The sequence below is a fragment of the Salinicola peritrichatus genome, from assembly GCF_003206715.1.
Taxonomy (GTDB): Bacteria; Pseudomonadota; Gammaproteobacteria; order Pseudomonadales; family Halomonadaceae; genus Salinicola; species Salinicola peritrichatus.
On sequence record NZ_PZJU01000010.1, the window covers coordinates 99,347 to 114,994 of the forward strand.

Annotated in this window: 19 protein-coding genes; 4 read left to right on the forward strand and 15 right to left on the reverse strand. The window is 62.9% G+C overall.

The genetic code is table 11. The features are described from left to right. Positions 1-6: 6 nt before the first annotated feature. From moaC to rutA, 14 genes are all read right to left on the reverse strand, one after another. Positions 7-825, reverse strand: coding sequence for a cyclic pyranopterin monophosphate synthase MoaC (gene moaC / locus DOM57_RS05985; protein WP_110648316.1), 819 nt, complete (start codon positions 823-825; stop codon positions 7-9). Positions 826-952: 127 nt separating this feature from the next. Further along, a complete protein-coding gene (gene mobB, locus DOM57_RS05990) occupies positions 953-1,537 on the reverse strand; it encodes a molybdopterin-guanine dinucleotide biosynthesis protein B (protein ID WP_110648317.1) in 585 nt (194 codons plus the stop codon). Beyond that, positions 1,527-2,135 carry a molybdenum cofactor guanylyltransferase MobA gene (gene mobA / locus DOM57_RS05995; protein ID WP_110648318.1) on the reverse strand — a complete coding sequence of 203 codons (609 nt, stop codon included), beginning with the start codon at positions 2,133-2,135 and terminating at the stop codon, positions 1,527-1,529. Before mobA ends, mobB begins: the two co-directional genes overlap by 11 nt. Next, complete coding sequence (gene upp / locus DOM57_RS06000) at positions 2,132-2,761, reverse strand: uracil phosphoribosyltransferase (RefSeq protein ID WP_110648319.1); 630 nt, start codon at positions 2,759-2,761, stop codon at positions 2,132-2,134. The genes mobA and upp overlap by 4 nt, the downstream gene beginning before the upstream one ends. Positions 2,762-2,841: 80 nt before the next feature. Continuing rightward, entirely contained in the window at positions 2,842-3,531 is a 690-nt protein-coding gene (gene ung, locus DOM57_RS06005) for a uracil-DNA glycosylase (protein ID WP_110648320.1), read from the reverse strand. A 39-nt stretch (positions 3,532-3,570) separates the two neighbouring features. Then, positions 3,571-4,059, reverse strand: coding sequence for a xanthine phosphoribosyltransferase (gene gpt / locus DOM57_RS06010; protein WP_110648321.1), 489 nt, complete (start codon positions 4,057-4,059; stop codon positions 3,571-3,573). Between the two features lie 7 nt (positions 4,060-4,066). Continuing rightward, positions 4,067-4,615: an adenine phosphoribosyltransferase gene (locus DOM57_RS06015; protein ID WP_110648322.1), complete on the reverse strand. Its 549-nt coding sequence runs from the start codon at positions 4,613-4,615 to the stop codon at positions 4,067-4,069. 114 nt (positions 4,616-4,729) lie between these two features. After that, a complete protein-coding gene (locus DOM57_RS06020; protein WP_110648323.1) occupies positions 4,730-5,338 on the reverse strand; it encodes a riboflavin synthase subunit alpha in 609 nt (202 codons plus the stop codon). Between the two features lie 427 nt (positions 5,339-5,765). Further along, a complete protein-coding gene (locus DOM57_RS06025; protein ID WP_110648324.1) occupies positions 5,766-7,280 on the reverse strand; it encodes an NCS1 family nucleobase:cation symporter-1 in 1,515 nt (504 codons plus the stop codon). Positions 7,281-7,343: 63 nt separating this feature from the next. After that, on the reverse strand, positions 7,344-7,913 hold the full coding sequence (locus DOM57_RS06030) for a flavin reductase (RefSeq protein WP_239496131.1): 570 nt from the start codon (positions 7,911-7,913) through the stop codon (positions 7,344-7,346). A 53-nt stretch (positions 7,914-7,966) separates the two neighbouring features. Next, complete coding sequence (gene rutD, locus DOM57_RS06035) at positions 7,967-8,740, reverse strand: pyrimidine utilization protein D (protein ID WP_110648325.1); 774 nt, start codon at positions 8,738-8,740, stop codon at positions 7,967-7,969. Between the two features lie 10 nt (positions 8,741-8,750). After that, the gene (rutC, locus tag DOM57_RS06040) at positions 8,751-9,137 is read right to left on the reverse strand and encodes a pyrimidine utilization protein C (protein ID WP_110648326.1); all 387 of its coding nucleotides are present in this window, start codon (positions 9,135-9,137) and stop codon (positions 8,751-8,753) included. 48 nt (positions 9,138-9,185) lie between these two features. After that, positions 9,186-9,941 (reverse strand): pyrimidine utilization protein B, encoded by a 756-nt coding sequence (gene rutB, locus DOM57_RS06045; RefSeq protein ID WP_110648327.1) that lies wholly within the window; start codon positions 9,939-9,941, stop codon positions 9,186-9,188. Further along, positions 9,941-11,041: a pyrimidine utilization protein A gene (gene rutA / locus DOM57_RS06050; protein ID WP_110648328.1), complete on the reverse strand. Its 1,101-nt coding sequence runs from the start codon at positions 11,039-11,041 to the stop codon at positions 9,941-9,943. Before rutA ends, rutB begins: the two co-directional genes overlap by 1 nt. Positions 11,042-11,388: 347 nt before the next feature. On the opposite strand from rutA, the gene rutR reads away from it, so the two are divergent. Then, on the forward strand, positions 11,389-12,075 hold the full coding sequence (gene rutR / locus DOM57_RS06055; protein ID WP_239496132.1) for an HTH-type transcriptional regulator RutR: 687 nt from the start codon (positions 11,389-11,391) through the stop codon (positions 12,073-12,075). A 30-nt stretch (positions 12,076-12,105) separates the two neighbouring features. On the opposite strand, the gene DOM57_RS06060 is transcribed toward rutR, so the two are convergent. Then, positions 12,106-12,696: a malonic semialdehyde reductase gene (locus DOM57_RS06060; RefSeq protein WP_110648329.1), complete on the reverse strand. Its 591-nt coding sequence runs from the start codon at positions 12,694-12,696 to the stop codon at positions 12,106-12,108. A 290-nt stretch (positions 12,697-12,986) separates the two neighbouring features. Here DOM57_RS06060 and DOM57_RS06065 point away from each other — a divergent pair, with 290 nt between their 5' ends. The 3 genes from DOM57_RS06065 to DOM57_RS06075 all read left to right on the forward strand — a co-directional run bounded on the left by DOM57_RS06065 (position 12,987) and on the right by DOM57_RS06075 (position 15,612). Beyond that, positions 12,987-14,030, forward strand: coding sequence for a methionine ABC transporter ATP-binding protein (locus DOM57_RS06065; RefSeq protein WP_110648396.1), 1,044 nt, complete (start codon positions 12,987-12,989; stop codon positions 14,028-14,030). Beyond that, on the forward strand, positions 14,011-14,664 hold the full coding sequence (locus tag DOM57_RS06070) for a methionine ABC transporter permease (RefSeq protein WP_110648330.1): 654 nt from the start codon (positions 14,011-14,013) through the stop codon (positions 14,662-14,664). Before DOM57_RS06065 ends, DOM57_RS06070 begins: the two co-directional genes overlap by 20 nt. A 150-nt stretch (positions 14,665-14,814) precedes the next feature. Then, positions 14,815-15,612, forward strand: a complete 798-nt coding sequence (locus DOM57_RS06075; protein ID WP_110648331.1) for a MetQ/NlpA family ABC transporter substrate-binding protein — start codon at positions 14,815-14,817, stop codon at positions 15,610-15,612. The last annotated feature ends 36 nt before the right edge of the window (positions 15,613-15,648 follow it).

Genomic DNA, 15,648 nt, shown 5'->3' on the forward strand with positions numbered 1-15,648 from the left:
CTGCTTTCAGCCGCCGGTAACCGGCGGAAAGAAGGCGATCTCGTCGCGCTCGTCCACGGCCGTCGTATCGTTGACCATTACCTGATTGCGTGCCGCCAATACGCGCCGTTCTTCGAGAACCGAAAAGCGTGAGTCGAGCGCGATCAATGCGCGTTTGACCCCGGCCACGTCACGGGAAGTCAATCGATCGCATGCCAGCGACATTTCCGATTGCCCGAGACGCTCACGCAGCTCGGCGAGAAAACGAATCGTCAAAGTGCCGTTGTCTCGCGCCACCTTTTCCCCATCTTCCCCATCTTCAATGGCGACATCGAAGCCGTCATGGCGCTTGGCATCGGTCTCTTCCAGGCTTGTCGAACGCGACCAATCGCCGGATCGCCCGCCGCTTTTCTCTTCCAGACGGATGGCGTCGATCGTCATGCCCTTGTCGACGGCCTTGCACATGTCGTAAAGCGTGAGACATGCCACCGAGACGGCGGTCAGCGCTTCCATCTCGACCCCGGTGCGTCCGTTTAGGCGACACATGGCCTCGACATGTACGCAGCTTTGCGCTTCGTCCATTTCGAAATCCACGCTGACCTTGGACAACGGCAGAGCGTGACACAGGGGAATCAACTCATGCGTGCGCTTGGCGGCCAGGATACCAGCGATACGGGCCGTGGCCAGCACGTCGCCTTTCGGCAGGCCGCCCTCCAACAGCAACGCCAGCGTGGCGGGCTGCATGTGAATACAGCCGCGCGCGCGTGCTTCCCGACGACTTTCCCGCTTGTCGGCGACATCGACCATGTGGGCTTCACCGCGCGCGTTGAGGTGCGTGAGCGTCATGCTGAATTCGCCTCGCTTCAAAACTTTACGTCAGACATCAAGCCTAAACATCAAGCATAGTGTGAATGTCGGGACAATACCTGTCATTCCTATCGCGCGGGTCCGAAAAGCCGCTGTCGCAACGCCATCAGCGCGAAGGGGATGCCTGTCGGCTAGCCCAGGCGATGATCCATTCGAGAATGGCGTCGATATCGTCCAGATCCAGCCGCTCCACGTCCTGCGGCAACGTATCGATGGCGCTGCCAAACTCGTCAGGCTTCGATTCATTAAACTTCAGTGCAATGGCCTTTACCCAGGGATCGCTCGCGGCCAGAGGCGTCATGCGTTCGCCCCGATGCAACTCCAGCTTGGGCAATGGCCATGCCTTGAACCCTTCGACCAGAATCAGCGCCGGCTCGAGCGCGGCAACCTGCGCGACCAGCGCGGGCAGATCCGGCTCGTCCTGCCCTGGCGTCTCCATCATCAGTGCGAATCGACGGTTTGAGGCCACGACCATCGGCGCGGCTCCCGCCTGACGCAGGCGATGACTGTCCTTGCCCGGTTTATCGACGTCGAACTGGTGATGCGCGTGCTTGATGACCGCCGTCGGCCAGCCCCGCTCACGCAGGCGGGGCAACAGCGCCTCCAGCAACGTGGTCTTGCCGGTCCCGCTCCAGGCCGCGATGCCGAGAACGGGAATATCGCAGGCCAGCCGCTCATGCTCATGATTCATCGCCCTTTCCTCCCCGCGCACCGCTTTCTGCTCGGACGTGGTCCTGCGGCGTGTTGAGATTGGCGAATCGTGGGCCGAGATCGGAGAAGTCGATTTCGCACCAGCGATGGCGCGCATACCAATGCACGACCTTGCCGCCGCCATCAGCGAGCCATGCGGCAAGATCGTCGCGCAGCGAGGTACGAATCAACGCCACCAGGGGTTGCAGTCGCTCGCCATCATGGGCCACGGCGATGTCGGCCTCGTCGCGGGCGCGCGCGAGACGCTCGCAGGTTTCCAGCGGCAACCACGGCATGTCCACCGGTGCCAGCAGCATCCATGGCGTAGCGACCAGCCGCATGGCACCCAGCGCTCCGGCCAGGGGGCCGGGGTAATCCGGCAGCGGGTCGGTGACGATCGGCACGCCCAGGCCGCGGTAGCGCTCGAGGTGACGATTGGCACTGACGACGAGCCCGCCCACCTGGGGCGCCAACCGCAACAGAGCATGTTCGACCAGCGGGCGGCCGTCGAGCATCAGCCACCCCTTGTCCTGGCCTCCCATGCGCCGCCCACGACCGCCGGCGAGGATCACGCCGGTGACATCGGTAGGCGAAATCACCGGGTACCGAAGATCTTGTCGCCGGCATCGCCGAGCCCCGGCACGATGTAGCCGTTTTCATCGAGTTTCTCATCGACGGCGGCAGTATAGATATCGACCTCGGGATACGCCTGCCTGACGCGTTCGATGCCTTCGGGGGCCGCCACCAGCACGATGACCTTGATCTGCTGGCAGCCACGCTGCTTGAGCATATCCAGTGTCGCCACCATCGAGCCGCCGGTCGCCAGCATCGGGTCGATGACGATCGCCAGGCGCTCGTCCAGCGCACTGACGAACTTCTCGAAGTACGGTACCGGCTCCAGCGTCTCCTCGTTGCGGTAAAGGCCGACGACGCTGATACGGGCACTGGGAATCAGGTCGGTGACGCCATCGAGCATGCCCAGACCGGCGCGCAGGATCGGCACGATGGTGACCTTCTTGCCCTTGATCTGCTCGATTTCGATCGGTGAGCCATTCCACCCTTCGATCGTTGCCGACTCCAGCTCCATATTCTGGGTCGCCTCATAGGTCAACAGCTTGGCCACTTCGCAGGCCAACTCACGGAAACTCTTGGTGCTGATGTCGGCAGCGCGCATCAGTCCGAGCTTGTGTTTGACCAGGGGATGGGCGATGTGGTGAACACTCATGGTCGGCGCCTTCGTCGAAAATGGAAAACACCGACATTGTACGCGAGAAGCCCCGTCTCAAGCGACGCGACATGCAAGCCTCACATGACGTGAGCAGGCAACTGCCAGTCGATGGCGCCGCGGCCCCTGACCTTGAGAAAATCGTTGGCCTGGGAGAAATGGCGCTTGCCGAAGAAGCCACGATGGGCGGACAACGGCGAGGGATGCGGCGAGTGCAGCACCAAGTGCTTGCGGCGATCGACGAAGTCCGCCTTTTTCTGGGCATAGCTGCCCCACAGCAGGAAGACGACCCCGTCACACTGCTCGTTGATCACCTGAATGGCACGGTCGGTGAAGGTTTCCCAGCCCTGATTGCGGTGAGAACCGGCGTTGCCCTGCTCCACCGTCAACACGCTGTTGAGCAGCATGACACCCTGGCGGGCCCAGCTTTCGAGAAAGCCGTGATTCACCGGCGTGGTGCCGACATCCGCGGCCAGCTCGCGATAGATGTTCTGCAATGACGGCGGCGTCGGCACCCCGGGGCGGACGGAAAAGCACAGCCCGTGCGCCTGATTGGGTCCATGATAAGGATCCTGTCCCAGAATCACCACACGGACCTGATCCAGCGGGGTCAGTTCGAAGGCGCGAAACCAGTTCGATGAATGCGGATAGATGACCTTGTGCGCCGCCTTCTCGGCGGCCAGGAACGCACGCAGCCGCTGCATGTAGGCAGCGTCGAATTCCGCTCCCAAATGACGATTCCAGCTCTCGGGCAACGGCGACTTGGACATGCCGGCTCGCTCCGTCGTCAGCGAAGATGAATGGATGGCTCAGGACTTCGGCGGACGCACCTGGTCCACCAATGGCTCGACATAGGCGTGGCCGAGATCCCAGGGAAACTGGATCCAGCAGTCCTGCGCCACTTCGGTGAGGTATTGATCGACCAGCGGCCGCCCTTCCGGCTTGGCGTAGACAGTCACGAAATGCGCCTTGGGCAGCATGTCGCGAACCACCCGCGCGGTCTTGCCGGTATCCACCAGATCGTCCACCAACAGCCAGCCGTCGCCGTCATGATCCACGCCCTTCATGACATCCAACTGCCCCTGTGTCTGATCGTCGTAACTCTTGATGCAGACGGTATCGATCAGGCGTACGTTGAGCTCGCGCGCGATCAGCGCCGCCGGAATCAGACCGCCGCGCGTGATCGCCACGATCCCCTTGAAGTCGCGCTCGACGAGGTGATGACAGAGCGTGCGCACGTCGCGGTGCAGTTGATCCCAGGAAACCGTGAAATGATGGTGATAACGATCGGCGCTCATGGCGAAGTCACTCGTCTTCGGTGAAACTGCAGACGGCGAAGACACTGTAACCGGCTTCGCGAATCTTGGTGGAACCGCCCAACTCGGGCAAATCGAGAATAGTGGCGGTTTCGACCACGTGGCCGCCGCTGCGCTGGATCAGCGAGGCCGCCGCCAGCATGGTGCCGCCGGTGGCGATGATGTCGTCGATCAGCACGATGCGGTCGTTCTCGCGGAAGGCGTCGGCATGCAGTTCGACGGTCGACTCGCCGTACTCCAGCTTGTAGGTCTCGCTGATGGTCTGGAACGGCAACTTGCCCTTCTTGCGCACCGGCACGAAGCTGCAACCCAGTTCGTAGGCGAGCGGCGCGCCGACGATGAAGCCGCGGGCATCGATCGCGGCCACGGCGTCGACCTCGAGCTCCTGATAGCGGTGCACGAAGCTGTCGATCAGCTTGCGAAAGGCGGCGCTATTCTGCAGCAGCGGCGTAATGTCGCGAAAATTGACGCCGGGCTGCGGCCAATCGGGCACGGTGCGAATGACCGACTTGATGTAGTCACCGTAGATACTGCTCATCGAAGGAAACTCCGGAATCTGAAACAATCGACCTGGAACAAATCGGCCGCGCAAAGGCGCTTATGTTACCCAAGCCGCAGCGTCGACGCGACCCATCCGGACAGCACGGTCAACTCATCCGCGCGATGCCAGTACCCGTTCGACGGTTTCCACGATCGCCTGGGTCTGGGGATCGACTTCGATATTGACCCGGTCCCCCGGCACGCGTTCGCCGATGGTGGTGCGCGCCAGGGTCTCGGGAATCAGGTTGACGCAGAAACGCCCCCCTTCCACGCTGCCGACGGTCAGGCTGATGCCGTCGATACCGATGTAGCCCTTGTCGAACACGAAGCGCGCAAGCGCATCCGGCAGTTCGAACCACAACCGCCGATTGTTGGGCGCCTCATCGATCTCCGCCACGGTAACCATGCCCATGATATGGCCGGACATGGAATGGCCGCCGATCTCGTCGCCGAAGCGGGCGGCCCGCTCGAGATTGACCCGGTCGCCGGCGACCAACTGGCCGAGATTGGTCAGGCGCAACGTCTCCCGCATCAGATCGAAGCTGACGTGCTCGCCCTCGATGGCCGTCACCGTGAGGCAGCATCCGTTGTGAGCGACCGAAGCGCCCAGGGTCAGCCCTTCCCGCATCGCCGGCGACATGGCGAGAACATGCGTGCGCAGCTGTTCGCGTTCTTCGATGGCAACCACCGTGCCGATGTCCTGCACGATCCCGGTGAACATGACTCGCCTCCCCTGCCGACGCTTCGCCATGGTTGGTGAAGCTGAATTCGCCTTTTGTCGAGCCGCGAATTCTAGCACGTGCGTGACGGAGCCAGCGAAATTGACGCCCCTGCGAGCCGACCCTAAGATTGCAGCGCAATGGATCGCGCCGATTTGTTCCCGGATTGCAGGCGCGCCGGTGTACGGAAATGCTGAATAAATCGCTGAGCGGGATAAAGCGCAAGGCGCACGCCGCACAGAAGCCGGAGCCTATGAGGTATAGGTGAGGACTTCGAGCAGCGTGCAACGCAGCGATTTGCCCGCGCAGGCATTTAGGTAGCGTTTTTTGCCGGGCAATATTGCTAAAAGGGTGTGTCCAGCGTTGATGGCCACCCGCACGGGTGGCCTTTTTTCGCCTGCCGACAGCGATATCCTCGGTTGCCACAGCTCAGCTGGGCGCCGTCCGATCTGCCATATGCACTTCCCACGGCACGTCTTTCGTGCCATCCAGCGCCTTGCCCGCCACGTAGTAGACCACCGCTCCCAGCAGCGAGCCGGTGAACCAGCCGTAGTCGTAGAACCACTGCCCAATGCCGGTGGTCAACGAGATCAACGTCAGCACCACCGGCACACCGAAGGCGATGAATCCGGCGGCGTTGATCGCCGGATAGCGTCCGCCGTCGCGATACAGGCTGACCACGTCCAGCTTCTGTCGCTTGATCAGGAAATAGTCCACCGCCATGATCCCGGCGATCGGCCCGAGCAGGCTGGAGTAGCCCAGCAGCCAGTTGGAGTAGAGGCTTTCCAGGGTCACGTCGGAGACGATCACTCCGGCTTTCTGGAGCAGGTCGTAGCCCATCAGCAGCGTGCCCACCAAGCCGGTCAGCAATACCCCGCCGGTACGGTTGATCAGCTTCGGCGCGATGTTCTGGAAATCGTTGGTCGGCGAGACGATGTTGCCGGCGGTATTGGTCGAGATCGTGGCGATGACGATCAGCACCATGGCGATCGCGACCCACGCCGGGCTGTCGATATGACCGATCAGCGTGACCGGATCGGAAACGGTCTCCCCCACCAGCGATGCCGAGGCGGCGGTCATCACCACCCCCAGGGCGGCGAAGAAGAACATCGTCAGCGGCAGGCCGATGATCTGGCCTACGATCTGGTCCTTCTGGCTGCGTGCGAAACGGCTGAAATCGGGAATGTTGAGCGATAGCGTGGCCCAGAATCCGACCATGGCGGTCAGGCCGGAAAGAAAATAGGTGGTGACCGACGCCCCTTCCGGCCGCGACGGCGGCTGCGCCATCAACTCCCCCAGCGAGACGTGCGGCAGCGCCCAGACCATCAGGCCGATGGCGACGATCAGCAACAGCGGCGCCGACAGTGTCTCCAGCCACTTGATCGATTCCGCGCCACGAATCACCACATAGAGATTCATCGCCGCGAAGATGAAGAATCCGATCACCTGGCCGATGCCGCCCAGCGACTGCCACGGCGGTATCAGTGCCGACAGCAGCAGATGGATCGCCAGCCCGCCGAACAGGGTCTGGATGCCGAACCAGCCGCAACCGACCAGGGCGCGGATCAGGCACGGCACGTTGGAACCGCGAATGCCGAACGACGAGCGCAGCACCACCGGAAACGGAATGCCGTAGCGGGTGCCGGGAAAGGCGTTCAGCGTCAGCGGAATCAGCAGAATCACGTTGGCCAGCAGGATCGCTAGCAGCGCCTCGCCGACACTGAGACCGAAATAGGCGGTCAGCACGCCGCCCAGGGTATAGGTCGGCACGCAGATGGAGAGCCCGACCCACAGCGCGGCGATGTTCCACTTCGTCCAGGTTCGCTCGCGCGCCTCGGTCGGTGCGATATCCTGGTTGAAGCAGGCACTGTCGCGGACGTCATCGCCGATCGAGAGTTCGATCTTGCCGTCGCGTTCGACCATGCGAGAAACCGATGTTGTCATTGTGTGTCTCCCGGTCCCGGTTGTTGTGGAAAATGCTGCAGGAAATACCGTCGAGCGCCGCGCTTAGCCGTAGGAGGCAATGCGTGGTAGTTGGTGGTAGCGGCGATCGAAATAGAGCAAGCAGCGGCTGTCGTCACAGCGGTCGCGGTGCGTGAACAGGCCGACGATCTCGCAGAACAGCACGTCGTGCGTCCCCACGGCGACTCGCTGACTGATGCGGCACTCGAAGTGCGCCAGGGCATTCTTCAATACCGGCGCCCCCGTTTCGCGCACCGACCACTCGGCCGTGGCAAAACGCTCGTGCATCGCGGTCTTGCCGCCGAAAGTGTTGGAAATCTCTTCGTGATCGGCGCTCAACACGTTGACGCAGAGCGCCGAATTGGCAGCGAACGCCGGATAGGCCGACGACTGGCGGTTGATGCAGACCAGCAGCGTCGGCGGCTCGTCGGTCACGCTGCAGACCGCCGAAGCGGTAAAACCGGCACGTCCGCCGGAACCGTCGGTGGTGACCACGTTGACGGCGGCCGCCAGCCGCGACATCGCCTCGCGGAAGGCCGCGGAGGAGACCGGCGGCAGCGACGCGGGATCGATATCCGGATATTCGGGTTCGGATTTTCGCAGTGTCATCGTCATGCTTGGCTCCTGTGTATCCGTTGCCGACGCCTGCCCTGGCGCCAGCCCTTCGGTCATGGGGTCAGAAAGCGCTCCACCACGGCATTGAAAGCCTCCGGCACGGTCACCGTCAGACCATGCCCGCCGTAATCGAACATCTCCAGTCGAGCATTCGGCAGCCCTGCCGCCAGGCGCTCGGAACGGGTGTACGGCACCAGCAGGTCGTCGCGGGAGGCGATCAGCAGTGTTGGCGCCTCGATCTCGCTCAGTCGCGCGTCGATATCGAAGCCGGACAGCGCAGCGATTCGCGCCAGCACGTTCTGCTTGCCCGGAAAGTGCTCGAGCGCATGCGCTTCTTCCGCCAGCAGCCGATCGTTGTTGGCCGACAACCAGTCGGCGGGATAGAGGAACAACGGCTGGGCGTGGAGATAGGGTTGCACACCGCTGTCCTCGAGCAGCGCGATGCGCACCCGGAAGCAGCGTTCGCTCTGCACGTCGACCCGGCTCCAGGCGTTGATCACGATCAGCCGACCGAGCCGGGCCGGCTCCAGCAGCGCCATCTGCAGGCCGACGAGCCCACCCAGCGCATGGCCCATGAAATCGACGCGGGCGATATCCAACCGGTCGAGCAGCACCAATGCCTCCCGGGCCATGTCGTCGATCGAATAGCTCGATGGCAGTTGCGCCGGGCTCTTGCCGGTACCTAGATGGTCGTAGATCACCACCCGGTGCGTTTCGGCAAGCGTTGCCAGCTGCGGCTCCCAGAAGCGGCCCGCCCCACCCAGCCCGGCCGACAGCAGGATCGTCGGCGCATCGGCCTCCTCGCGCCCGAGAATTTCGTAATGCATCGGTGCGCCCTCAGCGAGGCAGATGGGCGATCGAAGCGATCTCGATCAGGGCGTCCGGTTTCACCAGCCCGCACTGAATGCAGTAGCGCGCCGGCTTGTCGCCGGGAAAGAACTCGGCGTAAACGGCGTTGATCGCCGCGTAATCCTCCCAGTTGCGCAGGAAGATCGAGTTGAAGGTGATGTCGTCCATCGTGCCGCCGGCGGTCTCGACCACGCTCTTGATCAGCTCCAGCACGTGGCGCGTCTGCGCCGCGGCATCGCCGACGTGAACCACGTTGTTGTCGTTGTCGAACGGCAGCGTGCCGGAGACATAGAGCACGTTGTCGGCCTGGGTGCCGGGCACGAACGGCGCCAACGGGACGCCGGAACCGGCGGGAATCACACTCTGCTTGGGCATGGGATCACTCTCCTTGCAAGATTCTCAAATGGCCGGGCACTCGCCCGCTCAGGCCAATTCGTTCAGGGCCGGGGAGACACCGGCACAGGCCGCTTCGAATGCCGCCACGCTCGAGCCCCAACCGAAGAAGGTCTCGATATTGAAGATCGCGGCGTCGTGCGCCGAACGCGGCCCGGCCTGATAGGTCGCGTCCTCGAGCACGCAGCCGAAGTATTCGAGGAAGAAGCCGTCACGCAGCGTCGACTCCACGCAGACGTTGGTGGCGATGCCGGTGAACAGCAGATGGCGGATGCCGCGAGCACGCAGAATGCTGTCCAGCGGCGTGTTGAAGAAGCCGCTGTAGCGCGGTTTCGGCAGCACGATGTCGCCGTCCTGGGGCTTCAACTCGTCGACCAGCGCATAGTCCCAGCTGCCCTTGGCCAGCAGTTGGCCGTGCAGCTCGGGTTGCTGCCGCATGGTCTTGAGTGCATTCGACTTGTGCCAGTTGGGCGAACCCGGCCCGCCAGCCTCGACGTAGTCCGCATCCCAGCCATTCTGAAAGAAGACCACCGTGATGCCGGCGGCATGGGCGATGCGTATCGCCTGGGCGATGCGTTCGATCACCGGCCCGGTGGCGGACACGTCGAAGCCGGCCAGGTCAAGATAACCGCCCTTGGAGGCATAGGCGTTCTGCATGTCGACCACGATCAACGCGGTCTCGGAACGCGGCATGGCGATCGCTTCCGGCCGCCCGGCCAGCACGATCTCGTCGGCGCTCTCGACGGCACCGCGACGTACCACCGGGGTTCGTTTGAGCTCGCGCATCACACGACCTCCGTTGCGGAAGCCCGACTGCCGACCACGTCGAGGCGCGTTTTCATCAGCGGCTGGACTTTCTCGCCGAAAGTATCGAGTCCCGCCAGGAAGTCATCGAAGGTCAGCATCACCCCGCCGACGCCTTCCACGGTGTCGATCTCGTCGAGCATGCGAGCGACGTTCTCGTAGGAACCGACCAGGGTGCCCATATTGAAGTTGACTGCGGAGGTCGGGTCGGTCATCTGGCGCACGTTGGTGTCCTTGCCGGAGCTCTTGTCCTGGCTGCCCTGATCGGCCATCCAGTCCAGCGCCTCCTGATCCGCTCCCGCCTTGTAATGCTCCCAGCGCGCCATGGCGGCTTCGTCGGTTGCGTCGGCGATCACCATGAACAGCACGTAGCAGGCGATTTCGCGCCCCGTTCCCTGGCTCGCGGCATTGAGCCGGGCGGCAGTATCGGCGAAGGCAGTCGGCGTATTGAGTCCCTTGCCGAAGCAGAAGCTGTAGTCGGCATGCTTGGCGGTGAAGGCCATGCCGGCATTCGACTGCCCCGCACAGACGATCTTGACCCCCTGCTGCGGTCGCGGGCTGAGGCGGCAGTCGTCCATCTGGAAGAACTCGCCCCGGAAGTCGCTGTGACCGCTCTCCAGCAGCTCGCGCATCACCGTGGTGTACTCGTCGAGGTAGGCGTAGCGCTTGCCGAAGTATTCGTCCCCCGGCCACATTCCCATCTGGCTGTACTCCGGCTTCTGCCAGCCGGTCACCAGATTGATGCCGAAGCGGCCGGGAGCGATCGAGTCGATGGTCGAGGCCATGCGCGCCACGATCGCCGGTGGCATCACCAGGGTCGCGGCGGTGGCGTAGAGATTGATCTTCGAGGTGACCGCGGCCAGCCCCGCCATCAGCGTGAAGGATTCCAGCGCGTGCTCCCAGAACTCGGTCTTGCCGCCGAAGCCGCGCAGCTTGATCATCGACAGCACGAATTCGAAGCCGTAGCACTCGGCCTTCTGGGTCACCGCCTTGTTGAGTTCGAAGGTCGGCAGATACTGCGGCGCGTTTTCGGAGATCAACCAACCGTTGTTGCCGATGGGAATGAAGACGCCCAGTTGCATGACTTACCTCCTGATCGATATGCGATGAAGAGCCTGCCGAATCGTCGGCGGGCTCGACCTCTTTCTCGCCGGGTTGCCTGGAAACTCTAACAACCCACATGCCAACCGAGGGTTCTCCAATCCTTTTCAAGGGCTTGAACGAGGATCGACGAACAGCGCCAGACCAAATGGTCCGATCATCGTTCATGGATGCGCAAAAATGACGCAATATCCCTGCTGGCTGCCTCCATAGAGTGCAGGCATCCGCCAATGACCTCGGATAGACGTAAGGTGAGCGAACGAGATCACCCGGCTCGCATCGTGCTAGAGTTCCTCGCATCGGGAGCCGTCACGTTCGCGGCGGCCCGATGCTCGATCAGGAAGGGGATGGCTACGACACGATGACGCAAATTTCCTCGGCACCGCCGGTCGGCAACCGCGCCGCCGCCAGCGAGGCCCGCAAGCAACGCATACGCGACGCCGCCTTGTCGCTGTTCTCCCAGTTCGGGCTGCGTGGCGCCAGCCTGGACGCCATCGCCGAGCGTGCCGGCGTCTCCAAGACCAACCTGCTCTATTATTTTCCTTCCAAGGAGAGGCTCTACGTCGCGGTGCTGCAGCAGATCCTGGACAGCTGGCTGGAACCGATGCGCGCGATCAGCGCGGAGCAGTCGCCCGAAGAGGCTATCCGTCACTACATTCGCATCAAGGTCGAGCTGTCCCGCGATTGCGTCCAGGCATCGCGCCTGTTCTGTCTCGAGATGATTCAGGGGGCACCGCTGCTGAAAGCGGTGTTGCAAGAGGATCTGCGCGGTCTGGTCGAGGAAAAGTCACGGGTCATCGAGGACTGGATCGCACGCGGCCAGCTCAAGCCAGTGGATCCGCATCACCTGATCTATCTGCTGTGGGGCACGACCCAGCACTACGCCGATTTCGCGGTCCAGATCGAGGCGATCTCGGGCAAGACCCTCGCAGACCCGACGTTCTTCGCAGAAACGGTGGAAAACATCCAGCGCATCGTACTCGGCGGCCTGTTGCCGCCAACGGCCGGGACATGAGCGCCCGACCGCCCCGACGCTCGGCTCTCCTCAGGCGAGCCGGCAGGCGTCCTCGAAATCGAGCCGCGGCAGGCGAGGCTTGACCCCGGAAGGGTCGCCGTATCCCAGGTTTATCAGCAGATTGACCGTCCAGTTCGTGCCGGCGAAGAAGGCGTCGTCGACAGCCTTGGCATCGAATCCCGACATCGGTCCGGTATCCAGCCCCATCGCGCGTGCCGCCAGGATCAGGTAGCCGGCCTGCAGCGAGCTGTTGCGCAGCGCCGTTTCCTGGGCGAAGGTCTCGCTGCCGGTGAACCAGCTACGGGCATCGGTGTGGGGAAACAGCGTCGGCAGTTGGTCGTAGAAGCGCTTGTCGTAGGCAACGATCACCGTACACGGTGCATTGGCGGTCTTGTCGGCATTGCCGGCGGAAACGCAGGGCAGCAATTTGTCCTTGCCCGCCGTGGTGCGCACGAACACGAAGCGGGCGGGACAGCAGTTGGCCGAGGTCGGCCCCATCTTGACCAGATCGTAGAGCCGACGCAGCGTCTCTTCGCTGATCTCCCGCGAATCCCAGGCATTGTGGGTGCGCGCTTCGCGAAACAATTGATCGAGCGCGTGATCGTCGAGTGAAGGCAGCATACGCTATCTCCTGGTGAGGTTTCCGGAATCAACGGCCCAAGGCCGGCTTGACGACGTTAGCGTTACCGACCAAGCAATTCCAGGGCCGCAATCGTGATCCCACCGGCTCGACAAGCCATTACGCCTCGTCGGTCAATTCCCGGAACGCCCCGGCGGCAGCGCAGCGCACCAGATTGGACCGCCTGGTCCACACCGCCGCGACGGTCGCTCTGGTCCGGCGAGATCCGTATACTAGCGCCCTCTTTGATGCCCTCACGATTCCGAATGCATTCCATGATCTCAACGGCCCCATGATCCAACTGGACAATGTCTCCAAAACCTACGGCAGCGGTGCACGCACCGTGCAGGCGCTGGTCGACGTCGACCTGAACGTGCCCAAGGGCACCATTCACGGCGTGATCGGTCTCTCCGGCGCCGGCAAGTCGACCCTGATCCGCTGCATCAACCTGCTCGAACGTCCCACCCAGGGCCGAGTCTTCATCGACGGCCAGGAACTGACCGCGATGGATGCCGTGCAGTTGCGCCAGGCACGCCACCAATGCGGCATGATCTTCCAGCATTTCAATCTGCTGACCAACCGTACCGTCTACGACAACGTCGCGCTGCCGCTGGAGCTGATGCGCGAGTCGCGCCAGACCATCCGCGAGCGGGTGATGCCGCTGCTGGAACTGACCGGGCTGGCGGGCAAGGCCAGGCAGTATCCGTCCCAGCTCTCCGGCGGGCAGAAGCAGCGCGTGGCGATCGCCCGGGCGCTGGCCAGTCAGCCCAAGGTGCTGCTGTGCGACGAGGCGACTTCGGCGCTCGACCCTCAGACGACGACTTCGATCCTGGCGCTACTGCAGGAGATCAACCAGCGGCTGGGCCTGACCATTCTGTTGATCACTCACGAAATGGAAGTGGTCAAGAGCATCTGCCATCGGGTCGGCCTGATTTCGGACGGCCGTTTGGTGGAGGAAGCCGACGTCGGCGACTTCTTCACCGCGCCCCGGACCCAGCTCGGCCGTGAATTCCTCAACGCCTTTCTCGAGCTCGAACCGCCGCAGGCGCTGGTGGAACGGCTGGAGCCAGCGGCCGGCGAGCGCACTCATCCGGTGGTGCGCCTGACCTTCTCCGGCGACAGCGTCTCGACTCCGCTGATCTCGCGACTGGCGCGGGAGCACGGCATCGACGTCAGTATCCTGCAGGCCAAGGTGGAATCGATCCAGGGCCGCACCCTGGGCCTGATGATCGCCGAACTGATGGGCAGCGCCACGCAGACGCAGCAAGCGCTGGCAACGCTCGAATCCTTTGATCTACACGTGGAGGTACTCGGCCATGTCCAGCGCACTGATTGACCTCGTCTGGCAGTCGACGCTAGAGACACTCTACATGGTCGCGGTTTCCGGCCTCATTTCCGCGTTGCTCGGCGTTCCGCTGGGCGTGCTGTTGTATGTGACCCGCCCGCGCCAGATTCTGGCCCAACCGGTGATCAACGGCATTCTGGGCGTGATCACCAACGTCGGCCGTTCGGTGCCGTTCATCATTCTGCTGGTGGCGATCATCCCCTTCACCCGCATGATCGTGGGAACCTCCATCGGCACCAACGCCGCCGCGGTTCCGCTGACCATCGCCGCGATTCCGTTCGTCGCCCGCCTGGTGGAAGGTGCGCTCAACGAAGTTTCGCCGGGCCTGGTCGAGGCGGCGCAATCGATGGGCGCCACGCCGATGCAGATCATCACCAAGGTGCTACTGCCGGAGGCCCGCGGCGGCATCATCAACGGCTTGACCATCACGCTGGTGGCGCTGATCAGCTACTCCGCCATGGCCGGGGCCGTCGGTGGCGGCGGGCTGGGCGATCTGGGGATTCGCTACGGCTACAATCGCTTCAATCCCACCGTGATGCTGATCACCGTCGTGGTGCTGGTGGTGATGGTCCAGGTGTTCCAGAGTCTCGGTGATTATCTGGTACGCAAAAGCGACCATAAGTAATACACCTAGCCCCATAGATTAATAACCAGAATGAATTACCGAGAGCGTCGTTATTCCGTTATATTACGGCGGTCACGAGGTGCCTCGCCAGTAGCGCACCATGCAAAGCGCATCAATCGCAGAGAATGTCGATCAGGGAGACTATCGCCAATGAATTCACTGACGCGCGCCTTGGGCGCCGCCGCACTCAGCCTCGGATTGGTCGCCGGTTACGCCCAGGCCGCCGACGACACCATCAAGGTCGGCACCATGGCCGGTCCCGAGACCGACGTCATGCAGGTGGCCAAGCAGGTGGCCAAGGATGAGTACGGTCTCGACGTCGAGATCGTCGAGTTCACCGATTACGTCACACCCAACGCCGCGCTGGCCGACGGCAGCCTGGACGCCAACGCCTATCAGCATCGCCCCTATCTCGAGGGCATGGTGCAAAACCGGGGCTATGACTTCGCGGTCGCCGGCACCACCTTCGTCTACCCGATCGGCGCCTATTCCCAGAAGCACGACAGTATCGACGAGCTTCCCGATGGCGCGACCATTGCCATTCCCAACGATCCGTCCAATGAAGGACGCGCGCTGATTCTTCTGCACAACCACGGGCTGATCAAGCTCAACGATCCGGAAAACCTGGAAGCGACTCCGATCGACATCGCCGAAAATCCGCATGATTTCCAGTTCAAGGAGATCGAGGCCGCTCAGCTTCCGCGCGTGCTGCCGGATGTCGACATGGCTTTCATCAACAATACCTTCCTGGAGGGAGCCGGCCTGTCGGTGGACGACGCGATCATTGCCGAGGGCCCCGAATCACCCTACGTCAACCTGATCGTCACCCGCAGCGGCGACGAGGACCGGGAGGACATCCAGAAACTGGTCAAGGCTTACCATTCCCAGGCCGTCGTCGACAAAGCCCATGAGCTGTTCGGCGCGGGCGCGGTGCCCGGCTGGAAGTAACGTCACGCACTCGAAAACCAGCGCTCTAGCGCTGGT

Excerpts from the sequence above, each read along its gene's own strand:
- rutR (WP_239496132.1), top strand. The coding sequence starts at position 11,389 with ATGCTCGATCAGGAAGGGGATGGCTACGACACGATGACGCAAATTTCC.
- rutB (WP_110648327.1), bottom strand. The coding sequence starts at position 9,941 with ATGCGCGAGCTCAAACGAACCCCGGTGGTACGTCGCGGTGCCGTCGAG.
- DOM57_RS06075 (WP_110648331.1), top strand. The coding sequence starts at position 14,815 with ATGAATTCACTGACGCGCGCCTTGGGCGCCGCCGCACTCAGCCTCGGA.
- DOM57_RS06070 (WP_110648330.1), top strand. The coding sequence starts at position 14,011 with ATGTCCAGCGCACTGATTGACCTCGTCTGGCAGTCGACGCTAGAGACA.
- rutA (WP_110648328.1), bottom strand. The coding sequence starts at position 11,041 with ATGCAACTGGGCGTCTTCATTCCCATCGGCAACAACGGTTGGTTGATC.
- rutD (WP_110648325.1), bottom strand. The coding sequence starts at position 8,740 with ATGCATTACGAAATTCTCGGGCGCGAGGAGGCCGATGCGCCGACGATC.
- DOM57_RS06060 (WP_110648329.1), bottom strand. The coding sequence starts at position 12,696 with ATGCTGCCTTCACTCGACGATCACGCGCTCGATCAATTGTTTCGCGAA.
- DOM57_RS06065 (WP_110648396.1), top strand. The coding sequence starts at position 12,987 with ATGATCCAACTGGACAATGTCTCCAAAACCTACGGCAGCGGTGCACGC.
- mobB (WP_110648317.1), bottom strand. The coding sequence starts at position 1,537 with ATGAATCATGAGCATGAGCGGCTGGCCTGCGATATTCCCGTTCTCGGC.
- upp (WP_110648319.1), bottom strand. The coding sequence starts at position 2,761 with ATGAGTGTTCACCACATCGCCCATCCCCTGGTCAAACACAAGCTCGGA.
- DOM57_RS06020 (WP_110648323.1), bottom strand. The coding sequence starts at position 5,338 with ATGTTCACCGGGATCGTGCAGGACATCGGCACGGTGGTTGCCATCGAA.
- gpt (WP_110648321.1), bottom strand. The coding sequence starts at position 4,059 with ATGAGCGCCGATCGTTATCACCATCATTTCACGGTTTCCTGGGATCAA.
- DOM57_RS06030 (WP_239496131.1), bottom strand. The coding sequence starts at position 7,913 with ATGACGATGACACTGCGAAAATCCGAACCCGAATATCCGGATATCGAT.
- DOM57_RS06015 (WP_110648322.1), bottom strand. The coding sequence starts at position 4,615 with ATGAGCAGTATCTACGGTGACTACATCAAGTCGGTCATTCGCACCGTG.
- rutC (WP_110648326.1), bottom strand. The coding sequence starts at position 9,137 with ATGCCCAAGCAGAGTGTGATTCCCGCCGGTTCCGGCGTCCCGTTGGCG.
- moaC (WP_110648316.1), bottom strand. The coding sequence starts at position 825 with ATGACGCTCACGCACCTCAACGCGCGCGGTGAAGCCCACATGGTCGAT.
- ung (WP_110648320.1), bottom strand. The coding sequence starts at position 3,531 with ATGTCCAAGTCGCCGTTGCCCGAGAGCTGGAATCGTCATTTGGGAGCG.
- DOM57_RS06025 (WP_110648324.1), bottom strand. The coding sequence starts at position 7,280 with ATGACAACATCGGTTTCTCGCATGGTCGAACGCGACGGCAAGATCGAA.